Genomic DNA, 22,977 nt, shown 5'->3' with positions numbered 1-22,977 from the left:
TATTTACATTATCGGATGAATTAATAAATGTCTGCTTCTACTTTTGTATTACCTACGATAGATCCCATCGCTATCAGTATTGGTCCTCTTGATATTCGTTGGTATGGATTAATGTATTTAGTTGGTTTTCTATTCGCTTTTTGGATGGCTAATAAACAATGTCAAAGATCGCATGGATTATGGAATGAGGAACAAGCAAGTGATTTGCTTTTTTATGGTTTTATGGGGGTGATTTTTGGGGGGCGGATAGGTTATGTGTTGTTTTATCAATTTCCTAGATTTATTGAAGATCCTGTCTATATTTTTAAAATCTGGCAAGGTGGTATGTCTTTTCACGGTGGCTTGTTAGGGGTTTTTTGTGCGGTTATTTATTATGCATTTAAAAACAAACGCTCTATTCTGTCTGTAGGTGATTTTATTATGCCTTTGTTACCGGTTGGACTAGGTGCGGGGCGCATTGGCAATTTTATTAATGCCGAATTATGGGGGCGTGTTACAGACTTTCCTTTAGGGGTGATATTCCCGAATGCAGGGCCACTGCCTCGACATGCCTCTCAGTTATATGAGTTTGCTTTAGAAGGTGTTCTACTGTTTATTATTTTAACTCTTTTTATTCGTCGCCCTCGCCCTGTTGGAGCGGTAACTGGATTATTCTTAGCCTGTTATGGTTCATTTAGGATCATTGTGGAATTTGCCAGAGAGCCTGATGCGCAACTGGGATTTTTAAGTTTTGGATTAACGATGGGGCAAATGTTATCTATTCCTATGCTAATTTCAGGTGTTATTTTGATCTGTTATGTCTATAAAAAAGCAGGTAAAAATAAGCATCAATCTAAAAAAGGCTAAATTAAAATGAAACAATATCTAAATCTCTGTAAACGTATTGTTGAGCAAGGTTGTTGGATTAAAAATGAACGTACAGGTAAGCGATGTTTAACCGTGATCAATGCAGATCTCGAATATGATGTTGCTAACAATAAATTCCCGATGATAACGACGCGTAAAAGTTTTTATAAATCAGCCATTGCTGAGTTTTTAGGTTACATTCGTGGTTACGATAATGCTGCTGATTTTAGGGCTTTAGGCTCAAAAACGTGGGATGCTAATGCTAACTTAAATAAAGCGTGGCTTAGCAATCCTGTGCGCAAAGGTGAAGATGATATGGGGCGAGTTTATGGTGTACAAGCCCGCTCATGGAGAACTCATGATGGTGGTCATTTAGATCAACTAAAGAAAGTGGTTGATAATCTTAAACAAGGTATTGACGATCGCGCTGAAATTATTACTTTTTATAATCCAGGTGAATTTGATCTTGGTTGTTTACGTCCTTGTATGCATACGCATACTTTCTCTTTAATAGGAGACACGTTACATTTAACCAGTTATCAACGTTCTTGTGATGTACCTCTAGGTCTTAATTTTAATCAAGTTCAAGTGTTTACTTTTTTAGCGTTAATGGCTCAGATAACAGGTAAAAAGGCGGGTATGGCTTATCATAAAATTGTTAATGCACATATTTATGAAGATCAATTAGCATTAATGCGTGATGTACAGCTCACACGTCAACCCTTTGCTTCGCCACAACTTGTCATCAACCCTAAAATCCAGAGTTTAGAAGATTTGGAAACATGGGTTACAATGGATGATTTTAGCGTGGTTGGTTACCAATGCCATGAACCAATAAAATATCCCTTTTCGGTATAAATAGATATAAAGTTTGTTTCCATCTTTGCATGAGAAACAAACTTTACATTTAACTTATTTAAGTGTGACAAGCTCTTCGGCGCTAGTAGGATGAATGGCAATACAGCTATCAAAGTCTGCTTTGGTGGCGCCCATTTTCATTGCTACTGCAAAACCCTGTAAAATCTCATCGGATGCAAAGCCAATACAATGTAAACCAATAACACGTTGATCAACTCCCGCACAAATTAATTTCATTCTCGTCGGTTGGCGGTGCGTAGTTAATGCGGTGTACATACTGGTAAATTGTGACGTATAAATCGTGAGATTATCTTCTCCGTATTGGGTAAGCGCTTCTTGCTCTGTTAGGCCTATTGTTCCAATAGGAGGATGACTAAACACTACAGTAGGGACTAAAGTTGTATCTAAATGAGCATCAACCTTGCCATTAAAGAGTCGCTCTGCGAGCTCTCTGCCCGCTTTGATGGCAACAGGGGTTAATTGTAGTTCATCGGTATTATCACCGAGTGCATAAACACCAGAAACATTTGTATTTTGATATTTATCTACATGGATAAATTTGTTTTTATTTAGTTTGATTTGAGTGTTTTCCAAGCCCATATTCTCGGTGGCTGGATAGCGTCCTATCGCCCAAACAATACAATCTACTGTGATGGATTGTGCATTTTCAAGATGTAAGGTTAAACTTGCATCTGCATTTTTAGTGACTGATTTTGGGACACTATGCGTGTGTAGTTTTGGTCCCTCAGTTTGCATTATTTCAACTAAAGTTGAAGACAGCATGCTATCAAAGCTACGTAAAATTGTATGTTTACGGCAAAGTAAATGCGTTTCACTTTGTAACGCATTAAATACTCCTGCAATTTCAACCGCAATGTAACCAGCTCCAACAACCGCAACGCGCTTCGGCTGAGTGTTGAGGGCAAAAAAACCATCTGAGGTAATACCCAACTCGGCGCCGAGAATAGAGGGAACAATCGGGCGGCCGCCTGTTGCGATGCTAATGTGTGGAGCACGTAGTTGTTGACCATTAACTTCAATACAATGATCGTCAATAAAGGTCGCAAAGCCATGGATCACAGTCACATTGTTGTTAGCGAGATTGCGATCATAAGACTGGTGAATACGCGCAATATAAGCTTCACGACTCTCAATTAATTTTTCCCAGCTAAATTTTTGTAGTGGAGCATCAAAACCATAATCGGGTGCATAGCGTAAGGCATCTGCAATTTGTCCCGCATACCACATCGCTTTTTTAGGGACACAGCCAACATTTACACAAGTTCCACCGAGTGCATGCGCTTCAATAATTGCTACTTTTTTTCCATACATAGCGGCCCTATTTGCGGATGCAATGCCACCGCTGCCTCCCCCAATACAAATATAATCGAAATCATAATTATGGTTTGTCATATTGTTCCCTTAAATTTAACATTTATTATTTTTGGTGTAAATAAATGCTTTTCGCATCTCAATTTTGTTACTCATTAATATAATATTATTTATAACGCTAGGAATCTTACTTTGATCGCAACGTCTAATATCACTATGCAATTTGGCCCAGAGCCTTTATTTGAAAACATTTCTGCTAAATTTGGTCACGGTAATCGTTACGGATTAATCGGTGCCAATGGTTGTGGAAAATCTACTTTCATGAAGATTCTTAGCGGAGAATTAATCCCTTCTTCAGGTAATGTGTCTATAACTCCAGGGTTTAAAGTAGGCACCCTGAGTCAAGATCAATTTGCCTTTGAAAAATATAGCGTGATTGATACGGTTATTATGGGAGATACTGCGCTATGGAAAATAAAGCAAGAGCGTGACAGTATTTATGCTAAACCTGAGATGACTGATGCAGATGGTATGCGTGTTGGAGATCTCGAAAGTCAATTTGCAGAAATGGATGGATACAGTGCTGAGAGTCGTGCGGGTGAAATTTTACTTGAAGCCGGCATCGAAGAATCATTTCATTACGGTTTAATGCAACAGGTTGCACCAGGCTGGAAGCTTCGAGTTTTACTTGCTCAAGCCTTGTTTGCAAACCCTGAAATATTATTACTGGATGAGCCTACCAATAACCTTGATATTCATACTATAAATTGGCTAGAAGGTGAGTTAAACAAACGTAAATGTACCATGATTATTATCTCTCACGATCGTCACTTTCTAAATGCTGTTTGTACACATATGGCGGATATAGATTATGGCGAATTGCGTATTTATCCTGGAAACTATGAATACTTTTTAGCTCAGTCAAGTTTATTGCGTGAGCAATTATTAGCGGGTAATGCGAAGAAAAGTGCTGAAATTGAAGAGTTACAAGATTTTGTAAACCGTTTTGGTGCAAATGCTTCCAAAGCAAAACAAGCAAGTTCTCGCGCGAAAAAAATGGATAAAATCAAACTAGATGAAGTCAAATCATCAAGTCGAATTAGCCCAAGTATCAGTTTTTCTGCAGGTAAAAAGATGCATCGCCAAGCACTGGTATTAGAAGATATAGGGCATGGTTTTGATGGTAAAATGTTATTTGAAAAAGGTAACTTGATATTGGAAGCAGGTGCTAAGTTGGCCATTATCGGTGAAAATGGAGCAGGTAAAACAACTCTGTTGCGTTGTTTAGTGAATGAGCTAGAGAACAATGAAGGTGTCTTAAAATGGTCGGAGAATGCTACCATTGGTTATTGTCCTCAAGACAGCAGTCAGCTGTTTGATAATAATCTCACTATTATGGACTGGATGTCACAATGGCGTCGTGCATGTCATAGTGATTTAATCGTACGAGGAATGTTAGGTCGATTACTGTTTAGTGACGATGATGCGAATAAAAAAGCGTGTAATTGCTCAGGCGGAGAAAAAAATCGCTTATTATTTGGCAAGTTAATGATGTCAGACTTGAATGTGTTAATTATGGATGAGCCAACTAATCATATGGATATGGAGGCGATTGAAGCGTTAAATAATGCTCTTAAATTATTTGAAGGTACTTTGATTATAGTGAGTCATGATCGTGAATTTATTTCTTCTCTAGCAACTCGAATTATCGATATTAAAGATAAAAAAATAATCGATTTTCAAGGTACGTTAGATGAATATCTTGCCAGTCAAAAAGAAATGAGTAAAGTAGCTTAATGTCTGCGTAAGGCATCGGGTAAATTTACTTTGTCTTACGCACAACCTTTAAAGGTTGTGAGCCCACCTAGAATTTTATATTTACAGCCTTCACATCGTAAAATAATGAGATATGATCCTCTCGGCCTAGCATCACCTGCAATTTTCCCTGGAAAGAAGATTTTTCAAGATGTGTACATATAAAGGTAATTTATATTTAAAGGCTCGGAGGATATATATATTTTATTGCCAGAGCAGTACGGTTACCTCAATGAAACGTTATTCATTAAAGCATATTTCAAGAAAGGCATTTCCATATTTTGAGCTAAAAGGCATTAACACTTTAACACCATTAACTTGATGTTTAATGCTGTGCGCAGGACCAGAAACTACGATAGGCGTTGCCATATCAAAATTGAATCCTTTTTCGCCTAGTTGGCGTTTTGCACCACCTGCAACCATATTAACAATTTCACCGACCATATCAATAATATCATCATCAATTTTACTCAGTGTATCGCCGACCATTAAACGAAAGATATTTAGTGCTAATTTTTCTTCAAGACTAATAGCAAAAGAACCATTTACGGTGGAGCCAACCATTCCGATTAGGCCAGATACGTCACCGTGTGCGGTTACATTTTTCTTTAAACTTGGTCTGCCAGGTTTAATTTCTATTTGTGCCATTGTTTGTAATACATTAATAAAAGAGGATAAAAATGGATTTACAAATTCTGCATTCATAATAGCTATACTCGTAATAGTAAATTGGAATGATTTTAATGCGGAACAAAAAATCAAGGTGTAAGACAGTTATAACAAATCCCGTGTGCTTCTAACACTTTATTAGCTATCTTGAAGCCAGATTGTTTGGCTTGCTCTAAAAATGCGTCATCAATCACAGAGTCACTTAATGCTATAACACTTTTACATTGATCACAAATAAGTAATTGCATCGGATGCTCGCAACCAAAATTATCACACATAAGATAAGCATTGAGTGATTCAATGCGGTGAATAAAGTGATTTTCTAATAAAAAATCTAATGCCCGATAAATAGTCGGGGGGTGTGCATTACTATCATGTTTTTTTAGTTTTTTTAATAAATCATACGCACTGATTGCACCTTTTTGTTTCGCCATTAATTGGAAAACAAATTGACGATTAGGTGTAAAGCGTAGTTTTTTTTGTGCACAAATTTTATGTGCGCGTTGCATTAATAAATCAGACATAAGAGAAACTCATCGTTAGAGTGTGCTTTTAGTATTATAAAATGAGTAAGATAAATATTCAATGCAAGATAGTAGAGTGTAAGTATAAAATCTATTTGATGCAATACGCTACATTTTAAATTTAGCAAAAATAGGAGTAAAAAATAACTCCTATATATATTGAATATTTGGTTTTTATTGTGGGAATGAAAAAAGGTTGGTTTTTGTCTAAACAAGGATTAAATAGTTTTATTGGTTATCTTACTTTTAAATAATAAGTGTCCTATTCTTATTATGATTCTTTAACTATGAAAATGGGATCCTGATTGATGTTTGTGTCGGTAATGCACTGTAAATAATCGTGTTTATTTAACGAAACATCAGCTTTTTATTTTTCGTTTTACAAAACACAAATGAAAAGTTTAACTAAGTAGAGCACATGGAGAAAAAAATGAAAAAAAATCAACAAGGTTTTACATTAATCGAGCTCTTAATTGTCATTGCAATTATTGGTGTTTTAGCGGCAATCGCATTACCTGCTTATCAAAATTATGTACGTAAAGCCGAAGTAACAGGAGGGTTAGCTGAAGTCTCAGGAGTTAAATCTTCCTTTATTATATTAGTCAGTGAAGGAAAAACACCCGATGTTGCCTCTGTTGGGCTGTCATCTGAATCTGCAATTTGTGCTTCTTATGATGTTGATCAAACAGGCATCAAATGTACATTTAGTAACTCAAGTGTAGGAACGTCCATTAAGCTTAACTATGACGATGCAACTGGTCAGTTTACATGTGTTGCGGAGCTAAAGAGTGATGAATATGGTCCGAAAGCGTGTAAGGTTACTACTACGTCATAAATGCCAGTGCATAATAAAATTAGTGGCCTAGCATTATGTTTGGCCACACATGACTTGCTCGCTAAAAATCAACTACAAGAAATCACCGATAATGCGGCAAATGAGCATAAATCATTGGTTTCTTATCTTGTTGAAAACTCTTTTATTACGAGTTTAGCGTTGGCACAGTTTTGTGAGATGGAATATGGTATTCCATTGCTGGACTCTACTGATTTAAATTTGGATAATATTCCAGAAAAATACATAAATGATAATTTAATAGAAAAACATCATGCGTTGCCCATTTATTTGCAACAAAATACACTATACATCGCACTGTCTGATCCAACAAATCTAGATGCATTAGAAGATTTTGGATTTAGTTTTTCCATACATACCGAAGCTTTATTAGTCGAAGAAAATTTTTTAAAAAAAGCAATTGAAACCAAAATTGGTGGCAGTGAATTTGTATTTGATCATGCGGCTATGAGTGATATTGATCAAGTTGAGGTAGATAATTCAGATTCACGTTTAGATGAAACTCAAAATGGTGATGAAGATGCCCCGATTGTAAAATATATTAATAGTATTTTACTCGACGCGGTGCGTAAAGGCGCTTCTGATTTGCATTTTGAACCTTATGAAAAAAAATATCGAATTCGTTTTCGTATCGATGGAATATTAACTGAAATCGCAACTCCCCCCGTTAAGTTAGCTAATCGATTTTCTGCGCGTTTAAAAGTAATGTCTAAACTTGATATAGCAGAGCGTCGTTTGCCCCAAGATGGACGTATTAAGCTGCGAATTTCAAAAAATCGTAGTGTAGATCTTCGAGTTAGTACGTTGCCCACTATGTGGGGCGAAAAAGTGGTGATGCGTATTTTAGATTCGTCCGCAAGTAATTTGGATATTAATAAACTCGGTTACAGTGATGAACAAAAAGATAAATATATTAAAGCATTAGCTAAACCACAGGGCATGATATTGATAACTGGCCCGACAGGCAGTGGTAAAACCGTATCGTTATACACAGGGCTAAATATATTAAATACCGTCGAGCGAAATATATCAACGGCAGAAGATCCCGTAGAAATTAATTTAACGGGGATAAATCAAGTACAAATTAACGTCAAAGCTGGATTAACCTTTGCCTCTGCTTTACGTTCTTTTTTACGTCAAGATCCAGATGTGGTCATGGTTGGTGAAATTCGCGATTTAGAAACGGCTGAAATTGCCATAAAGGCTGCCCAAACGGGGCATCTAGTGTTATCAACACTACATACTAACTCTGCATCAGAAACCTTAACTCGTCTATTAAATATGGGTGTCGAGGGTTTTAATATAGCCTCTTCGGTTTCTTTGATCATTGCGCAGCGTTTAGCACGTCTCCTCTGTCCAGAATGTAAAATAAAAGAGACGTATAGTAAGGATCAATTACAACAATTTGGTTTTAATTCCGAGCAAATAGCACAGGAAAAACCAATTTATAAACCAGTGGGATGTTCTAAATGTAATGATGGTTACAAAGGGCGAGTCGGGATTTATGAAGTGATGCTTTTTTCTGAAGAAATAGGAAATGTTATTTTGAACAAAGGAAATGCCATACAAATTGAAAAGATCGCCAGAGCCGAAGGAATGCATACATTGCGTGAATCGGCATTAGAAAAAGCCTTAATGGGTTTAATTGGTTTACAAGAAATATCTCGTGTTACCTAAAAAATATACATAACCTTACATTATCTGTGTAAGTCACGAAATAGACGTTTAAAAAGGATTTAATATACATAACCTTACATTATCTGTGTAAGTCACGAAATAGACGTTTAAAAAGGATTTATGATGCTGGCCCCTAAAAAAACAAAAATGAGCCCTATTCATACTTTTAAATGGAAGGGAATAAACCGGAAGGGTAAAAAAGTTAGTGGTGAATTGTACGGTACCTCTGCTCTTGAAATCAAAACTGAATTACGCAAACAGGCGATTAATGTTACGCACATAAAAAAACTGCCGAAGCCTTTATTTGTTTTTGGTGACAAAATAAACCCAATGGATATTACGCTTATTTCTCGTCAAATTGCCACAATGTTAGATGCTGGAGTACCTTTAGTACAAACGTTAACTTTAATTGCTAAAAGTACGAATAAAGCATCATTACGTGAATTAATGAACGTTGTGAGTACTGAAATATCTACGGGGACAGGCATGGCTAAAACATTGCGTGATCATCCTAAATATTTTGATGCTCTATATTGTGATCTCGTTGCGGCGGGTGAACAATCTGGAGCGCTAGATACTATTTATGATCGTATTGCCATTTATAAAGAAAAATCAGAAGCCTTAAAATCTAAAATTAAAAAAGCGATGTTTTATCCTGCTGCGGTATTAGCAGTTGCTGCGGTGGTGACGCTATTATTATTATTGTTTGTTATTCCACAATTTAAAGATATATTTGCTGGATTTGGAGCAGAATTACCCGCCTTTACTCTTTTTGTCTTACAAATTTCAAATCTGGTTCGAGAGTATTGGTATATTATGGGTATTGTTTTATTTTTGAGTGTTTGGATTTTTAAAAAATCCTATGCTGCATTTGAAAGGTTACGCAATCAATGTGATCTATTATTGCTTAAAATTCCGGTTGTTGGCCCTATTTTAGAAAAAGCGTCTGTTGCTCGTTTTTCTCGTACTTTATCCACTACGTTTGCAGCTGGGATCCCTTTGATAGATGCATTACTTTCTGCATCGGGATCCTCGGGGAATTATATCTATCGTAATGCAATTCTTAAAATTAGAATTGACGTGATGGGAGGTATGCAAATGAATGTTGCTATGAAAATGACGGATGTTTTTCCTGAGATGTTAGTACAAATGGTTATGATTGGTGAAGAATCTGGAAATTTAGATACCATGTTAAGTAAAGTTGCTGAAATTTATGAGCAACAAGTGGATGATGCTGTAGATGCATTAACCAGTTTACTAGAGCCTTTTATTATGGTGGTGTTAGGAGTGATAGTAGGGGGATTAATTGTGGCCATGTACTTGCCAATTTTTCAATTGGGCAGTGTTATTGGTTAATTGTATCTTCACTTTCAGAATATTTAAGATGCCTTTATTTTTTGTAGTAGATCACCCTCATAAATCGCTTGTTTAATTAAGGAAAATGCGGGTAGTGTAGGGTTATCTTGTAGTTGTGTTGGTTCGATGAGCACTGCACGTTGAAAGTTTGGTAGAGTCTGATGTTCAATGCATTGTTTTAAAATTCTAAATAATGTTTTATCTGCCCGAATTATTTTCCCTGAAATAATCACTTTTTCAGGGTTTAGCATATTAATTAAGATAGATATGATTTTTCCTAAATAAATAGTCGCATCAGCGACTATTTTTTGACAAAGAGGGTCGTTATTGGCAGCCGCCTGATAAACACGTTCAATATTAAGATCTTTTAAATTAAGAGAGCTTAAACCTCCTTGTAGGATAGCTTGTTTTACTTTATTAAGGATAATAGGGTCGCTGACTTCTGTTTCTAAGCATCCAAAATGACCACAATGGCATTTATTACCCGCAGGATTTACTTGAATGTGACCAATCTCACCAATATTATAATTTTTTCCGAGTAATAACTTACCTTGAATGATGATACCTGAGCCAACCCCATTATTAATACTGATAAGTATTGAGTCTTCACTATTTTTTGATGCGCCAAAATAATATTCTGCCAGTGCCAAGCTACGGGTGTGATTACCGATAAAACTTGGAATTTGAAACTTTTCTTCGAGTATTTTTACTAAGGGGAGATCATCGAGTTTATTGTTAGGGGTATAAATAATATGGCCATTTTTTGGGTCGATAAGGCCTGAAAGAGTAATGGATATTGCGCTTATTTTTTTATGATGTTGTTGTTGATGCTCTATACAAACGTTTATGCTATTAAGTAATATTTGCAATAATTTGTCACCGCTTTTTTGGGATATATCTATTTGTGTTTGTTGGTTTTTGTGTCCTGCTAGGTCATAACAAGTCAGCAATAATTTTTTTTGTCCAATTTTAATGCAAAGCATGTTAAAAGCGGATGAATTTGGTGCCAATGAAATCGCGCATCTTCCTCCTGTAGAGGCTTGCCGTGCGGTTTCTGTGATCAATTTTTTCTCAAGTAATTGTCGTGTGATTTTGGTCACGCTGGCGGGGGCTAGTTGGCTTATTTTTGATATTGTTACACGGGAAATAGGAGCATTTTTCTCAATGATCTTATAGATAGTGGCGGAATTTAAATTTTTTATATGCTCAATATTTGCAATAAGAGTATTTTTCGGTGAGCCATTATTTTGCATATTGTTCACTATCTCGATATCAGTTAGTTGATATTTTCCTTCGTTTTCACGGAGGAAAATAAAATATTTTAGCCTATTTATATTGTGGCGTTATAGTTACCGTTTACGATAGTAGCCAATACTTTGTAATCAGAGGTAAAAACAGCGAGGTTTGCAATCTTACCCGGCATGATACTTCCTAGTCTATGATCGACGGAAATAGCTTTAGCCGGGTAAAGGGTTGCCATACGCAGTGCTTCGTCTAATTCAACTCCGACAAATTTGACCATTTGTTGAATGGACTCAATCATAGTAACCGCAGATCCACCCAATGACCCATCAGGTCCGGTGCATTTCCCACTTTTATAGTTAATCGTAGTGCCAACAAAGTCAAATGAATCAATATTGCTTCCTGCTGCTGCGGTGGCATCGGTTACTAAATAAAGTTTTTCACCCATTATTTTTTTAGAGATACGAATACTTTCATAAGCCACATGGAAACCATCGACAATAACGCCAGCATAAATGTTATTATCATAAATAGCTCCGATGACGCCAGGGGCTCTACCCTCCATTGATGTCATTGCATTAAATAGGTGTGTTGCGCAACTAATTCCATTATCAATACCTTCTTTGGCTTGTGCGTAAGTGGCATTAGTGTGGCCGAGTGCCACGATGATATTACTATTACAAAGTGCCTGAATAGTTTCTTTAGAATTATTTTCGGGGGCTAATGTTAAAATACTAACGACATCACTGTTTTGGCAGATATGGTGGATCATGTCAGGATCGGCTTCGCGAATATATTCAGGACAATGGATGCCTTTTTTTTCAATGCTTAAATAAGGTCCTTCTAGATGTAGGCCTAATACTTCATTTTTATGTTTTTGCATATAATTACGGGTAACTTTGAGCATGCGTTTGATACCTTCATCTGCATCCGTAATAAAAGTGGGAAGATAACTCGTTGTTCCTGACTTTAGATTGGTCGCTTGCATTATTTCTAGGGTTTTTTCAGTTTCTGCTCCATTAAGCATTACCCCACCACAACCATTAAGTTGTAAATCAATAAAACCAGCGCTGATATTCGCACCTTGTAGATCAATACATTTAATATGTTTTTTAAGATTTTCATTACAGATAATTTCTTTAATGAGATCATTTTCAATAATGATGGCATGTTCATTTAAGATCTTTTGTGATGTATAAATCGTGCAGTTAGTAAGTGCGTACATGGATAAAATGTCCTTAGTTAGAGTCTGCTCTATTAGGAGGGGCTAGCTCTTTTCCTCGAGAGCATGAAAGAATAGATTAAAGGGTGCTCTGCGTAATTTAATCTAAGCCGATGTGATCATTAAATATTGTGAATATTGTCAATTTCTAAGTCATTAAAATATTTTAATGTTTTTACTTTGAGCTCTAGAGTCGATGGTGCGTCACAAACAATAATTGATCGTGGATGTAACTGTAAAGCAGATATTGTCCATAGATGGTTTACCGAGCCTTCAACGGCCGCGTGTAAAGCGTATGCTTTATTTTGACCACTAACTAAAATCAGTACTTCTTGTGCATCAAGAAGAGTCCCTACGCCAATAGTAAGTGCCAACTTTGGAACTTGCTCGATATCATTGTTAAAGAAACGAGAGTTTGCTTGGCGTGTTTCAGGCGTTAATGTTTTAACGCGGGTACGTGATGCGAGTGATGATGCTGGTTCATTAAAGGCAATATGCCCATCAATACCAACACCCCCCATAAATAAATGAATTTTTCCGTAGCTTTTTATTTTATCTTCATAACGCTGACATTCCACTTCTAAATCGCTTGCTAAACCATCAAGTAGGTTAATGTTTTCAGGGCGAATATTAATCTTATCAAAAAAATTTTCAAACATAAAACTATGATAACTTTCAGGATGAGAGGGCGAAATGCCTACATATTCATCCATATTAAAGGTCACCACATATTCAAAACTAACTTCGCCTAAATTATGGAGCTCAATTAAACGCTTATAAGTTGCGAGAGGGGTGCCTCCAGTAGGTAAGCCGAGAATAAAAGGGTTATCTGTTGTAGGGGCAAACTTATTGATGGCATTAACGATATAGCGAGCAGACCATAGGCCTACATCAGATGCATTATTTAAAGGGATTAAACGCATACGGTTCTCCACAAAAGAAGTTTAATTAATTGTTAATGCACAGCGTAAATTAAGTTGTGGTCTCTTGCCAGTATTTTCTATGGAAATTTACTACATATTCATCCATATTAAAGGTCACCACATATTCAAAACTAACTTCGCCTAAATTATGGAGCTCAATTAAGCGCTTATAAGTTGCGAGAGGGGTGCCTCCTGTAGGTAAGCCGAGAATAAAAGGGTTATCTGTTGTAGGGGCATACTTATTGATGGCATTAACGATATAGCGAGCAGACCATAGGCCTACATCAGATGCATTATTTAAAGGAATTAAACGCATAGGGTTCTCCACAGAAGAAGTTTAATTAATTGTTAATGCACAGCGTAAATTAAGTTATGTTCTCTTGCCAGTATTTTCTATGGAAATTTAAGATATCAGTGATTTTAATCACAAAAAATGGAGTATCTATTTGATTGAGGTGATAAAGACGCTAAAGTATATAGCTACAGTTGATGAAATGCACTTGCAATTTATCGATTTTATTCTTTTTTCGTGGCGCGTTTAAACGCTTTATTGGGCGGTACGATGAAAAGAAACCATTATCATGAATAAGTAAATATTATAGGAGAGCTAATAGTGAATATTCTTGGTTATATGCAAAAAATAGGGCGAGCCTTAATGGTTCCGGTAGCAGTGTTACCGGCGGCTGCCATATTAATGGGGATTGGTTATTGGATTGATCCTAATGGCTGGGGTGGAGGGTCCCCTCTCGCCGCCTTTTTAATTAAAGCTGGTTCAGCGGTGATAGATAATATGTCAGTGTTATTTGCCGTTGGTGTGGCTTATGGCATGTCTAAAGACAAAGATGGCGCAGCTGCTTTATCTGGTTTAGTCGGTTTTTTAGTGGTGACAACGTTACTTTCGCCAGCCGCCGTTGCGCAAATTCAAGGTATACCAATTTCTGATGTGCCGTTTGCTTTTACTAAGATTAATAATCAGTTTGTTGGGATCTTAGTCGGGGTTATTTCTTCCGCTTTGTATAATAAGTTCTCAAGTGTTGAATTACATAAAACGTTAGCCTTTTTCTCAGGCCGTCGCTTAATTCCTATTCTTGTCTCAGCGGTGATGATCGTAGTATCATTTATCTTAATGGCTATTTGGCCAATTATCTTTAGTGGTTTACAGTCATTTGGAGAATCAATTGCGGACATGGGCCCAATTGGTGCTGGTATTTATGGTTTCATGAATCGTTTATTGATTCCTGTTGGCTTGCATCATGCATTAAACTCTGTCTTTTGGTTTGATGTTGCAGGTATTAATGATATTCCTAATTTCCTTAGTGGGCAGTCGGGTATTGATGCGGGAACCGCTATTCTAGGTAAAACTGGTATGTATCAAGCTGGATTTTTCCCCATCATGATGTTTGGTTTACCGGGTGCCGCTTTTGCTATCTATTCGGCAGCTAAACCTGAAAACAAAGAAAAAGTAGCTTCTATCATGTTAGCTGCTGGATTGGCGTCTTTCTTCACCGGTGTTACAGAGCCTCTTGAATTCTCATTTATGTTCACGGCTCCTATTTTATACTTTATTCATGCTTTATTAACGGGTTTGTCAGTGTATTTTGCGGCTTCCATGCAATGGATGGCAGGTTTCGGATTTTCTGCAGGTCTTGTGGATTTGATGCTTTCCTCGCGTAATCCACTTGCTAAAGATTGGTATATGTTAATCGTACAAGGCCTTGTTTTCTTTGGCTTGTACTATGTGATATTCCTTGCTGTAATAAAAGGTTTGAATTTAAAAACGCCGGGACGTGAAGATGATGATGAAGCCCCGTCAAAAGTAAAAAATATCGAGAGCACTGATGATTTGGCTGTTGAATATGTAGCCGCCCTTGGTGGTATTGATAACTTAGAAGTCATTGACGCTTGTATTACTCGTTTACGTTTAACTTTAAAAGATCGTAGTCTTATTAATGAATCTGATCTTAAAAGCTTAGGTGCAATGGGTGTTGTAAAACTGGGTGAAAATAATTTACAAGTTATTATCGGTCCTCAAGCCGAAGGAATTGCAATCCGTATGAAAGGCGTTAAATAAGTTTAATGCTATTTTAAGAAAAAAGACGCTCTTTTGAGCGTCTTTTTTTTGTCTGCCTATTGAGCTTAGCCGCAGAATATAAGATGATTGATCTCTTTTTATATTCTTTTTTATTTTAGAGGTGAACAATGACTCAGGTGGACACTAGCCCAAGTAATTTTATTCGTAATATTATTGATAACGATCTTAAAACGGGCAAACATCAAATGATCCAAACGCGTTTTCCTCCTGAGCCAAATGGTTATTTACATATTGGCCATGCTAAATCTATTTGTTTAAATTTTGGCATAGCAGAAGATTATCCGAATGCTCTATGTAATTTACGTTTTGACGATACTAATCCATTAAAAGAAGACGTAGATTATGTGCGCGCTATAAAAGAAGATGTTTTGTGGCTCGGTTTCAAATGGAATGGTAACGTTCGTTATTCTTCTGATTATTTTGAGCGTCTATATGCTTATGCCGTTGAGTTAATTGAAAATGGTAAAGCTTATGTTTGTGAGCTAGATGCAGAGCAAACGCGCGAATATCGAGGAACGTTAACTAAGCCGGGTAAAAACAGTCCATTTAGAGAGCGTTCTGTTGCACAAAGCTTAGATCTTTTTGCGCGAATGAGAGCGGGTGAGTTTGCAGAAGGCAGTATGATGCTTCGTGCAAAAATAGATATGACGTCACCAAATATGAAAATGCGAGATCCAGTTATTTATCGAATTCGTTTTGCACATCATCACCAAACGGGTGATAAATGGTGTATTTATCCTATGTATGATTTTACGCATTGTATCTCTGATGCGATTGAAGGAATAACACATAGTTTATGTACGTTAGAGTTTGAAGATCATCGTCCTTTATATGATTGGGTATTAGCGAATATTAGTATTGAATGTAAACCTCGTCAGATTGAATTTTCACGTTTAAATTTACAATATACATTAACGTCAAAACGGAAGTTAAGTGCATTAATTGATGAAAATATTGTCACTGGTTGGAATGATCCGCGTATGCCGACTATTTCAGGTATGCGTCGTCGAGGTTATCCTGCTGCGTCCTTACGCGAATTTTCGAAACGTATAGGAATAACAAAACAAGAAAACACGGTAGAACTGGCATCTTTAGAGTCGTGTGTGCGTGAAATTTTAGAAGAGAAAAGTCCTCGTGCAATGGCGGTATTAGACCCCATTAAAGTAATTATTACTAATTATGATGTCGATAAAAATGAAACATTGATGGCACCTAATCATCCTAAAGATGAAAGTATGGGCACTCGTTCTTTACCTTTCTCTCGAGAATTATATATTGATCGCGCTGATTTTAAAGAATCAGCAAATAAAAAATATAAACGCTTAGTGCTAGATAAAGAAGTGCGTTTACGTAATGCTTATGTTATTCGAGCGCATGATTTTACAACGGATGCAGAAGGTAATATTACACAAGTGATGTGTACGTATGATGCGCAAACATTGGGGAAAAACCCATTAGATGGACGGAAAGTGAAAGGCGTTATTCATTGGATTGATGCTAAGAATAATAACAAAGCTGAATTTCGTGTCTATGACCGTTTATTTCTCATCGATAATCCTGCAAGTAGCGAAAATATTAAGGATGCATTAAATCCTGATTCATTAGTTACCGTGCATGGTTTTGTGGAGGCGGGTCTACTTCATGTTGAAGCTGAAAAAGCATATCAATTTGAACGTGAAGGTTATTTCTGTGCGGATAGCAAAGATTCCACTGCGGAGCATTTGGTATTTAATCGTACGGTTGCCTTACGTGCTGCTTTTTAATCTATTCAATATTTAAATAAAAAGCCTTTGACGTATTTTAAAGGCTTTTTTGTTTCTTGAGCTTGTCTGCTTCAGGGACTATAGGCTCACTTATTTTAGGTTTTATAGTGGCAACCTTTACAGTTTTTCTGATCAATTCAAAGCGTTTGTTTTTTAATTGCAATTCAATTTCGCGTCCAGTTAGAGTGGTTGCAAACACCTTCCCTGAAAAGCTATATTTTTGATAATCTAGATTTTGTTGTGTTGATAAAACAGAATTAATGAGGGTATTATCGACACTGTGTAAAATGACGTTTTCAACTCTATTATGGTATTTATCGGTAATCACTCCATTGATAATTACCGAATTTGGATCTATTTCTTTAGTATTAATTTTAAAGTTAAATACTGCAATATTACTGTTCTTTTTCAGTGGTTTTATTTTATAGGTGATTGGTGATGGAAAGACTATCGCATCTTTATTGACCACACGTAGAAAAACATTGTTTTTAGTTTCAAAGTTGATCAGGTAGCGACCAGGCAGCAGATCGATAAAAATATGTGCGGTTAAATCTCCGTCAAAGGGTAGGGCATCATAACTTTGTCCATCATCTTTATAAAGCGTAAGCAGTTTAATGCTAGGAGCTATTAAACTGACCGATAAGGATGCATTTTTGAGATAACTAGGATCCGTCATTACTTTGTTATCATAATACAATGATGCTCGGGTACGGATGTACTCTTGAGCGTATAGCTTTAGAGGAAAGTCTTTTATTTTAAGTTGTACTTTACTGATAAGTTTAATGCGATCAGGTCCATCTAGGTTGGCTATCGCTTGCCAAGGTCCTGCCATAGGATTTTCAATGGTAATTATATCTTGTTTTTTACTACTGACCCAAGCAACAGATTCAGGATGTTTTTCTTGAGATAATTTACTCCCGTCTGGGCGAACCAAAATTACTCGTTGTTTGCCTTGGCTGTGGTTTAAAATAAACGTTATGCTATCGGTATAGGGATCAATTCGGAAGCGGTTATCGAGTAAAGGAATATCATTGGGGGCATAAACAAGATGGGCAACCGCCACGTTTGTTACACAGAAAATTAATATTAATAAAAATGTTTTTTTTATGAGAGCCATAAACTGTCCTTTATTAATTGCAAACGTTGGATATGTGCTTTATTTTCATCTTCAGTTGCATGAATAATGCACAGTGGCTGAGAAGATTCTCTTGGTCGGCGTGTATGACTATTCATATTATCAAGATCATTGCTGAGATTTAGCTTGCTTTGTCCTCCTGACATTAAAAGATAAACATCGGCTAATATTTCAGCATCTAACAATGCACCATGTAATGTTCTGTGTTTGGTATTAATGCCGTAGCGATCGCAAAGTATATCTAAGTTATTGCGTTTTCCCGGAAACATTTTTTTTGCCATTACTAGCGTATCAGTTACGCTGGCTATTTGTTCTGTGGGTTGTGTTTTTTTGTTTAAAAAGCGGAATTCTTGATCCATAAAACCAACATCGAAGGGGGCGTTATGGATAACTAAGTCAGCACCTTTGATAAAGTTTATAAAATCATCTGCAATATCGGAGAAGTGAGGCTTGTCTTGTAAAAACTCATCGGTGATCCCATGCACGGTGACAGCTTCAGGATCAACTTCTCTATCTGGCTGTAGATACACATGATAATGACGACCTGTTAAGCGTCGATTAATGATCTCTACACAACCGATTTCGATGATCCGATGACCAAGATAAATGGCACCATCTTTATTCATTCCTGTTGTTTCTGTATCTAAAACGACTTGTCGATTCACTTTACTTGTGTTCATCATCATCTCTATCTATAGTGCCTAAAAATTGAGTTTAGCAAAGTTATGGGTGAATTATGAAAAAAATAGAACTTTATACTGATGGATCTTGTCTAGGTAATCCTGGTCCTGGTGGGTATGGTGTCGTACTTATCTTTAATCAATACCGTAAAGAGCTTGCAGAAGGGTATTTACGTACCACGAATAATCGAATGGAGATGCTTGCATGTATTAAGGGGTTACAATCTTTAACTGAAAAATGTGAAGTTGACCTGACAACCGATAGTCAATATGTACGTCAAGGCATCACGTTGTGGATTCATAATTGGAAGAAGAGAGGTTGGAAAACAGCATCTAAAGCGCCGGTTAAAAACGTAGATCTTTGGAAAGAGCTTGATAAAGCGCAAGAAAAACATATTGTGCATTGGCACTGGGTTAAAGGTCATTCAGGACATCCAGAAAATGAGTGTTGCGATAACTTAGCGAGAATGGCAGCTGAAAATGACGCGCAACAAGAGGATGTCGGCTACAAAGGATAAAATAAACGTTATTACTTCAAGTGTACATTACGAGTAGAAACAGGTTGGCGCAATGTTATTTTACGGCGAAATTTAAAGTGGGATTTAATTGTGGTCATCGGCGTGCTACTTTTTTTGGCTACAATAAAATAAGTACTACAAAATAAAGGCAGATAACGTTGAGCAAATTTTTCGATATGCATCGGAAACGGATGTTTTCCTGTATATGAAAGAAAATTAAAATGTTGTTGCTCTTTTATTTCATAACCAAGAAGATGTAACCAATCAATAACTCGGCTAGGTGCAAATAAACGTGCACTTTGAGCTTTTTTTGGCGTACATAACAATTTTAAACCGAAGACACTTAGTGGATTATAACCACTCACAATAAGGACACCATTTAGTGTTAAGACGCGCTCTATTTCACGTAATAATTGATGAGGGTCGTTTGAAAAATCAAGTTCATGAGAAAGAATGCAGAGATCAATACAAGAGTCTTGTAATGGGAGCTGATCTAATTCAGCATAAAGACCGATGCCTTTTCCTTGTGTCGTGCAGTTGATTTGAGTAGGTATAGCGGAACGAGTTGTATCGATTTGACAACTCAAATTACCTAGTTTTAACAGATTGTAACCGAAAGAAAGAGGTAGATAGGCATCAATACGTTGTTGAGTTTGTTTTAACAATGCCTCACCATGAGGAAGTTGCTGCCAATCTACCAGTTGTTTTAGTTTTCGAGATGTTTTGGCTAACTTCATTTTTAACCTCTAAGAAGAGAGAATATTATGCATAATGTTATTACTATCAAGGCATTTAAAGATAACTATATTTGGCTTATTAAAGATAGTCAAAGCCAGCATTGTATTTTAGTCGATCCTGGAGATGCAAAACCAGTATTACGTATACTTGAAAAAGAAAAGCTAACGGTGGATGCCATTCTGGTGACGCATCATCATGAGGATCATGTTGCAGGGATAAAAGAATTATTAACGCATTTTAAAAAAGAGATCCCAATTTATAGTAAAGATAAACTATTTTCAGGCTCAAATCGAGTTGTTGATGCTCAAATACTTTCTTTTTTTGAGAATAGATTAATTTTTAACGTGATGTTTGTTGCTGGGCATACATTAGATCACGTTGCATATTATAACCAAGAAAGTCTTTTTTGTGGTGATACTCTCTTTTCTGCTGGGTGTGGCCGAGTGATGGAGGGAACCTATGCGCAAATGTTCACATCTTTACAGCGCATAACTCAATTAGACGATGGCATAAAAGTTTATTGTGCGCATGAATACACCCAACAAAACTTAATTTTTGCATTGCATTTAGAACCTAACAACAATGCGTTGCGTTTATACATGCAAAAAGTAGCGAAACTTCGTCAACAGGGGTTAGCTAGCGTGCCGAGTACTTTGGGTATTGAGAAAATAATAAATCCTTTTTTACGTTGTGAACAACGTTCCTTACAAAATGCCTTGCAGGCTCAATTGGGTGAAGAGATCCATGATGCTTTGCATTGTTTTACAAAATTGCGCAGATACAAAGATGTTTTTATTTGTTAAACTCTGTGCTTTTTTTAATATCTTACAAGTGGTTGTATTTATGAAGTTTTTTATTCTTTGCTTTTTTACCTTTTTTCTAACAGCTTGTCAAACAACGGATCTTAGTGCGATATCAGGAAATGAAACATTTAAAACAAAAAACAATATTGAATTTACAGAGGAAATAGACTTAGAAGAAGGGCTTGCAAACCTCGCCGATGAATCTGTTGAAGATTTAAACCCACAAAAGGTATGGACATCAAAAGATAATTTATGGTTAAAAATAGCGCAAGGTTTTACTTTCGATATTCCAGACAATGCTCGAATAAAAAAAGAGCGTGATTATTTTTTAAGAAACCCTAATTATCTGAGATCTATTTCAAAACGTGCAGAGCCCTTTTTATATCTAATAGTCGAGCAAATAGAAGAGGCAAATCTTCCCCTTGAGCTTGTTTTGATGCCTATTATAGAGAGTACGTTTGATCCCTTTGCCTACTCACCCGCCAATGCTTCAGGTTTATGGCAATTTATGCCTGAAACGGGAAAACGTTTTTCTTTAAAACAAGATTGGTGGTACGACGGACGACGCGATGTTTATGCCTCAACAGCTGCCGCCTTGACTTATATGACGTATTTATATAAATATCTCGATAATAATTGGTTGTATGCTATCGCTGCTTACAACTCAGGCGAAGGTCGAGTTCAACGCTCAGTTAGGAAAAATAAGAGAAATAATAAGCCGATTGATTTTTGGAATTTAAACCTCCCTAAAGAAACACAAGAATATGTGCCAAAATTATTAGCGCTCGTTGATATTTTGCGTAATCATAAAAAGTATGGGATAGAGCTTCCGGTGATCCCGAATAAAAAAGTATTAACTTATGTTGATACGAAATCGCAGCTTGATCTCACCTATGCTGCAGAAATCGCAGAATTATCAGTCGCTGAAATTCTATTGATTAATCCTGCATTTAATCATTGGGCAACATCGCCAGATGGTCCACATAAATTACTTATCCCTACCCATGTCGTTAAATCATTTACGACTAAATTAGCGCAGAGTGATAAAAGTAAACGTATTCATTGGAACCGTTATAAAGTAGAGAATGGGGACAGTTTGAGCGTAATTGCGATGCGTTATAGCACGACGTCTTATGTATTGCGTACTATTAACGATCTTAATGGCTCATTGATTAAAATAGGACAAACCTTATTGGTTCCGATCGTAAGTGAATTAGATAAATCGGATATGTACCGTAAATCTCAACAATTTGCACGTGCGTTACGGCAAAAGAGTAAGAGAAAACGTGCTATTGCATATACAGTGGTTGAAGGCGATACACTTTGGGATATTAGTCGATATTACAAAGTAACGAGTAACGATATTAAAAGATGGAATCATATTCGATCTAATAAAACATTGCGTGTAGGACAAAAATTAACGATTTGGAAAGAACTGCATAAAGTAATGCAAAATAAAGATATTCGATTGGTAAACTATAATATTCGTAGTGGTGATTCATTAGGCGTTATCGCACAAAAATATAAGGTGAGTGTGGCTGATTTAAAACGTTGGAATAGTCTGTCAGAAAAAAAATATATAAAACATGGGGACATATTAAAAGTATATATTAGCGACTCTAAATACACCCCTGTTCGCTTATTTAGTTATAATATTCGTCGTGGTGATTCATTAAGCGTTATTGCACAAAAACATAAGGTGAGTGTGGCCGATTTAAAACGTTGGAATACTTTACCTAGAAATGAATATATTAAAATAGGTGAAACACTAAAAATTTATATCAATGAAGCGAATCGTTCACGCAAAAACACGGTGAGTTATGATGTTCGTTTAGGTGATTCATTAGGTATTATCGCACAGAAATATGATGTTAAAGTCGCGGATTTGAAGCGGTGGAATAGTCTAGAGGGCAGAATTTAAAGGTGTTCCG

The 22,977-nt window shown here is 36.5% G+C and carries 21 protein-coding genes; 11 read left to right on the top strand and 10 right to left on the bottom strand.

The window, feature by feature from the left end; genetic code table 11:
- Nucleotides 1-27 precede the first annotated feature (27 nt).
- Both lgt and B8W84_RS06750 read left to right on the top strand, forming a co-directional pair.
- Nucleotides 28-846, top strand: a complete 819-nt coding sequence (lgt, locus tag B8W84_RS06755; protein WP_094752504.1) for a prolipoprotein diacylglyceryl transferase — start codon at nucleotides 28-30, stop codon at nucleotides 844-846.
- Between the two features lie 6 nt (nucleotides 847-852).
- Entirely contained in the window at nucleotides 853-1,704 is an 852-nt protein-coding gene (locus B8W84_RS06750) for a thymidylate synthase (protein ID WP_094752503.1), read from the top strand.
- A gap of 54 nt (nucleotides 1,705-1,758) precedes the next feature.
- Here the strand turns inward: B8W84_RS06750 and gorA are convergent, their stop codons facing one another.
- Complete coding sequence (gorA, locus tag B8W84_RS06745; protein WP_094752502.1) at nucleotides 1,759-3,117, bottom strand: glutathione-disulfide reductase; 1,359 nt, start codon at nucleotides 3,115-3,117, stop codon at nucleotides 1,759-1,761.
- Nucleotides 3,118-3,228: 111 nt separating this feature from the next.
- Here gorA and B8W84_RS06740 point away from each other — a divergent pair, with 111 nt between their 5' ends.
- Complete coding sequence (locus B8W84_RS06740) at nucleotides 3,229-4,833, top strand: ABC-F family ATPase (protein ID WP_094752501.1); 1,605 nt, start codon at nucleotides 3,229-3,231, stop codon at nucleotides 4,831-4,833.
- A 258-nt stretch (nucleotides 4,834-5,091) separates the two neighbouring features.
- On the opposite strand, the gene B8W84_RS06735 is transcribed toward B8W84_RS06740, so the two are convergent.
- Complete coding sequence (locus B8W84_RS06735) at nucleotides 5,092-5,556, bottom strand: chemotaxis protein CheX (RefSeq protein WP_094752500.1); 465 nt, start codon at nucleotides 5,554-5,556, stop codon at nucleotides 5,092-5,094.
- A 53-nt stretch (nucleotides 5,557-5,609) separates the two neighbouring features.
- The gene (locus B8W84_RS06730; RefSeq protein ID WP_094752499.1) at nucleotides 5,610-6,044 is read right to left on the bottom strand and encodes a transcriptional repressor; all 435 of its coding nucleotides are present in this window, start codon (nucleotides 6,042-6,044) and stop codon (nucleotides 5,610-5,612) included.
- Nucleotides 6,045-6,474: 430 nt separating this feature from the next.
- On the opposite strand from B8W84_RS06730, the gene B8W84_RS06725 reads away from it, so the two are divergent.
- The 3 genes from B8W84_RS06725 to B8W84_RS06715 all read left to right on the top strand — a co-directional run bounded on the left by B8W84_RS06725 (nucleotide 6,475) and on the right by B8W84_RS06715 (nucleotide 9,930).
- Nucleotides 6,475-6,879 (top strand): pilin, encoded by a 405-nt coding sequence (locus tag B8W84_RS06725; RefSeq protein ID WP_180706038.1) that lies wholly within the window; start codon nucleotides 6,475-6,477, stop codon nucleotides 6,877-6,879.
- The gene (pilB, locus tag B8W84_RS06720) at nucleotides 6,880-8,574 is read left to right on the top strand and encodes a type IV-A pilus assembly ATPase PilB (protein WP_094752497.1); all 1,695 of its coding nucleotides are present in this window, start codon (nucleotides 6,880-6,882) and stop codon (nucleotides 8,572-8,574) included. It abuts the gene before it with no gap.
- A gap of 123 nt (nucleotides 8,575-8,697) precedes the next feature.
- Entirely contained in the window at nucleotides 8,698-9,930 is a 1,233-nt protein-coding gene (locus B8W84_RS06715) for a type II secretion system F family protein (protein ID WP_094752496.1), read from the top strand.
- Nucleotides 9,931-9,953: 23 nt separating this feature from the next.
- Here B8W84_RS06715 and B8W84_RS06710 read toward each other — a convergent pair whose 3' ends face one another.
- From B8W84_RS06710 to B8W84_RS06695, 4 genes are all read right to left on the bottom strand, one after another.
- Entirely contained in the window at nucleotides 9,954-11,183 is a 1,230-nt protein-coding gene (locus B8W84_RS06710) for an ROK family protein (RefSeq protein ID WP_094752495.1), read from the bottom strand.
- A 77-nt stretch (nucleotides 11,184-11,260) separates the two neighbouring features.
- Complete coding sequence (gene nagA, locus B8W84_RS06705) at nucleotides 11,261-12,397, bottom strand: N-acetylglucosamine-6-phosphate deacetylase (RefSeq protein ID WP_094752494.1); 1,137 nt, start codon at nucleotides 12,395-12,397, stop codon at nucleotides 11,261-11,263.
- 119 nt (nucleotides 12,398-12,516) lie between these two features.
- Complete coding sequence (nagB, locus tag B8W84_RS06700) at nucleotides 12,517-13,317, bottom strand: glucosamine-6-phosphate deaminase (RefSeq protein ID WP_094752493.1); 801 nt, start codon at nucleotides 13,315-13,317, stop codon at nucleotides 12,517-12,519.
- A 49-nt stretch (nucleotides 13,318-13,366) separates the two neighbouring features.
- A complete protein-coding gene (locus tag B8W84_RS06695) occupies nucleotides 13,367-13,633 on the bottom strand; it encodes a hypothetical protein (RefSeq protein ID WP_257797927.1) in 267 nt (88 codons plus the stop codon).
- Between the two features lie 297 nt (nucleotides 13,634-13,930).
- On the opposite strand from B8W84_RS06695, the gene nagE reads away from it, so the two are divergent.
- Together nagE and glnS are read left to right on the top strand one after the other, a co-directional pair.
- Nucleotides 13,931-15,388 (top strand): N-acetylglucosamine-specific PTS transporter subunit IIBC, encoded by a 1,458-nt coding sequence (gene nagE, locus B8W84_RS06690; protein ID WP_094752492.1) that lies wholly within the window; start codon nucleotides 13,931-13,933, stop codon nucleotides 15,386-15,388.
- Nucleotides 15,389-15,516: 128 nt separating this feature from the next.
- Nucleotides 15,517-17,172 (top strand): glutamine--tRNA ligase, encoded by a 1,656-nt coding sequence (gene glnS / locus B8W84_RS06685; RefSeq protein ID WP_094752491.1) that lies wholly within the window; start codon nucleotides 15,517-15,519, stop codon nucleotides 17,170-17,172.
- Between the two features lie 37 nt (nucleotides 17,173-17,209).
- Here glnS and B8W84_RS06680 read toward each other — a convergent pair whose 3' ends face one another.
- Both B8W84_RS06680 and dnaQ read right to left on the bottom strand, forming a co-directional pair.
- Nucleotides 17,210-18,289 (bottom strand): hypothetical protein, encoded by a 1,080-nt coding sequence (locus B8W84_RS06680; RefSeq protein ID WP_094752490.1) that lies wholly within the window; start codon nucleotides 18,287-18,289, stop codon nucleotides 17,210-17,212.
- Complete coding sequence (gene dnaQ / locus B8W84_RS06675) at nucleotides 18,277-18,987, bottom strand: DNA polymerase III subunit epsilon (RefSeq protein WP_094752489.1); 711 nt, start codon at nucleotides 18,985-18,987, stop codon at nucleotides 18,277-18,279. The genes B8W84_RS06680 and dnaQ overlap by 13 nt, the downstream gene beginning before the upstream one ends.
- A 56-nt stretch (nucleotides 18,988-19,043) precedes the next feature.
- On the opposite strand from dnaQ, the gene rnhA reads away from it, so the two are divergent.
- Nucleotides 19,044-19,505, top strand: a complete 462-nt coding sequence (rnhA, locus tag B8W84_RS06670; protein WP_219349771.1) for a ribonuclease HI — start codon at nucleotides 19,044-19,046, stop codon at nucleotides 19,503-19,505.
- Between the two features lie 11 nt (nucleotides 19,506-19,516).
- On the opposite strand, the gene B8W84_RS06665 is transcribed toward rnhA, so the two are convergent.
- Nucleotides 19,517-20,242, bottom strand: a complete 726-nt coding sequence (locus tag B8W84_RS06665; protein WP_094752487.1) for a methyltransferase domain-containing protein — start codon at nucleotides 20,240-20,242, stop codon at nucleotides 19,517-19,519.
- Between the two features lie 27 nt (nucleotides 20,243-20,269).
- On the opposite strand from B8W84_RS06665, the gene gloB reads away from it, so the two are divergent.
- Together gloB and B8W84_RS06655 are read left to right on the top strand one after the other, a co-directional pair.
- Entirely contained in the window at nucleotides 20,270-21,046 is a 777-nt protein-coding gene (gloB, locus tag B8W84_RS06660; protein WP_094752486.1) for a hydroxyacylglutathione hydrolase, read from the top strand.
- A gap of 40 nt (nucleotides 21,047-21,086) precedes the next feature.
- On the top strand, nucleotides 21,087-22,967 hold the full coding sequence (locus tag B8W84_RS06655; RefSeq protein WP_257797926.1) for a LysM peptidoglycan-binding domain-containing protein: 1,881 nt from the start codon (nucleotides 21,087-21,089) through the stop codon (nucleotides 22,965-22,967).
- Nucleotides 22,968-22,977: the final 10 nt, after the last annotated feature.

The organism is Psychromonas sp. CD1 (assembly GCF_002239585.1).
GTDB lineage: Bacteria > Pseudomonadota > Gammaproteobacteria > Enterobacterales > Psychromonadaceae > Psychromonas.
Note: the sequence above shows the minus strand (reverse complement) of the source record. Positions and strands in the feature narration are given on the sequence as shown.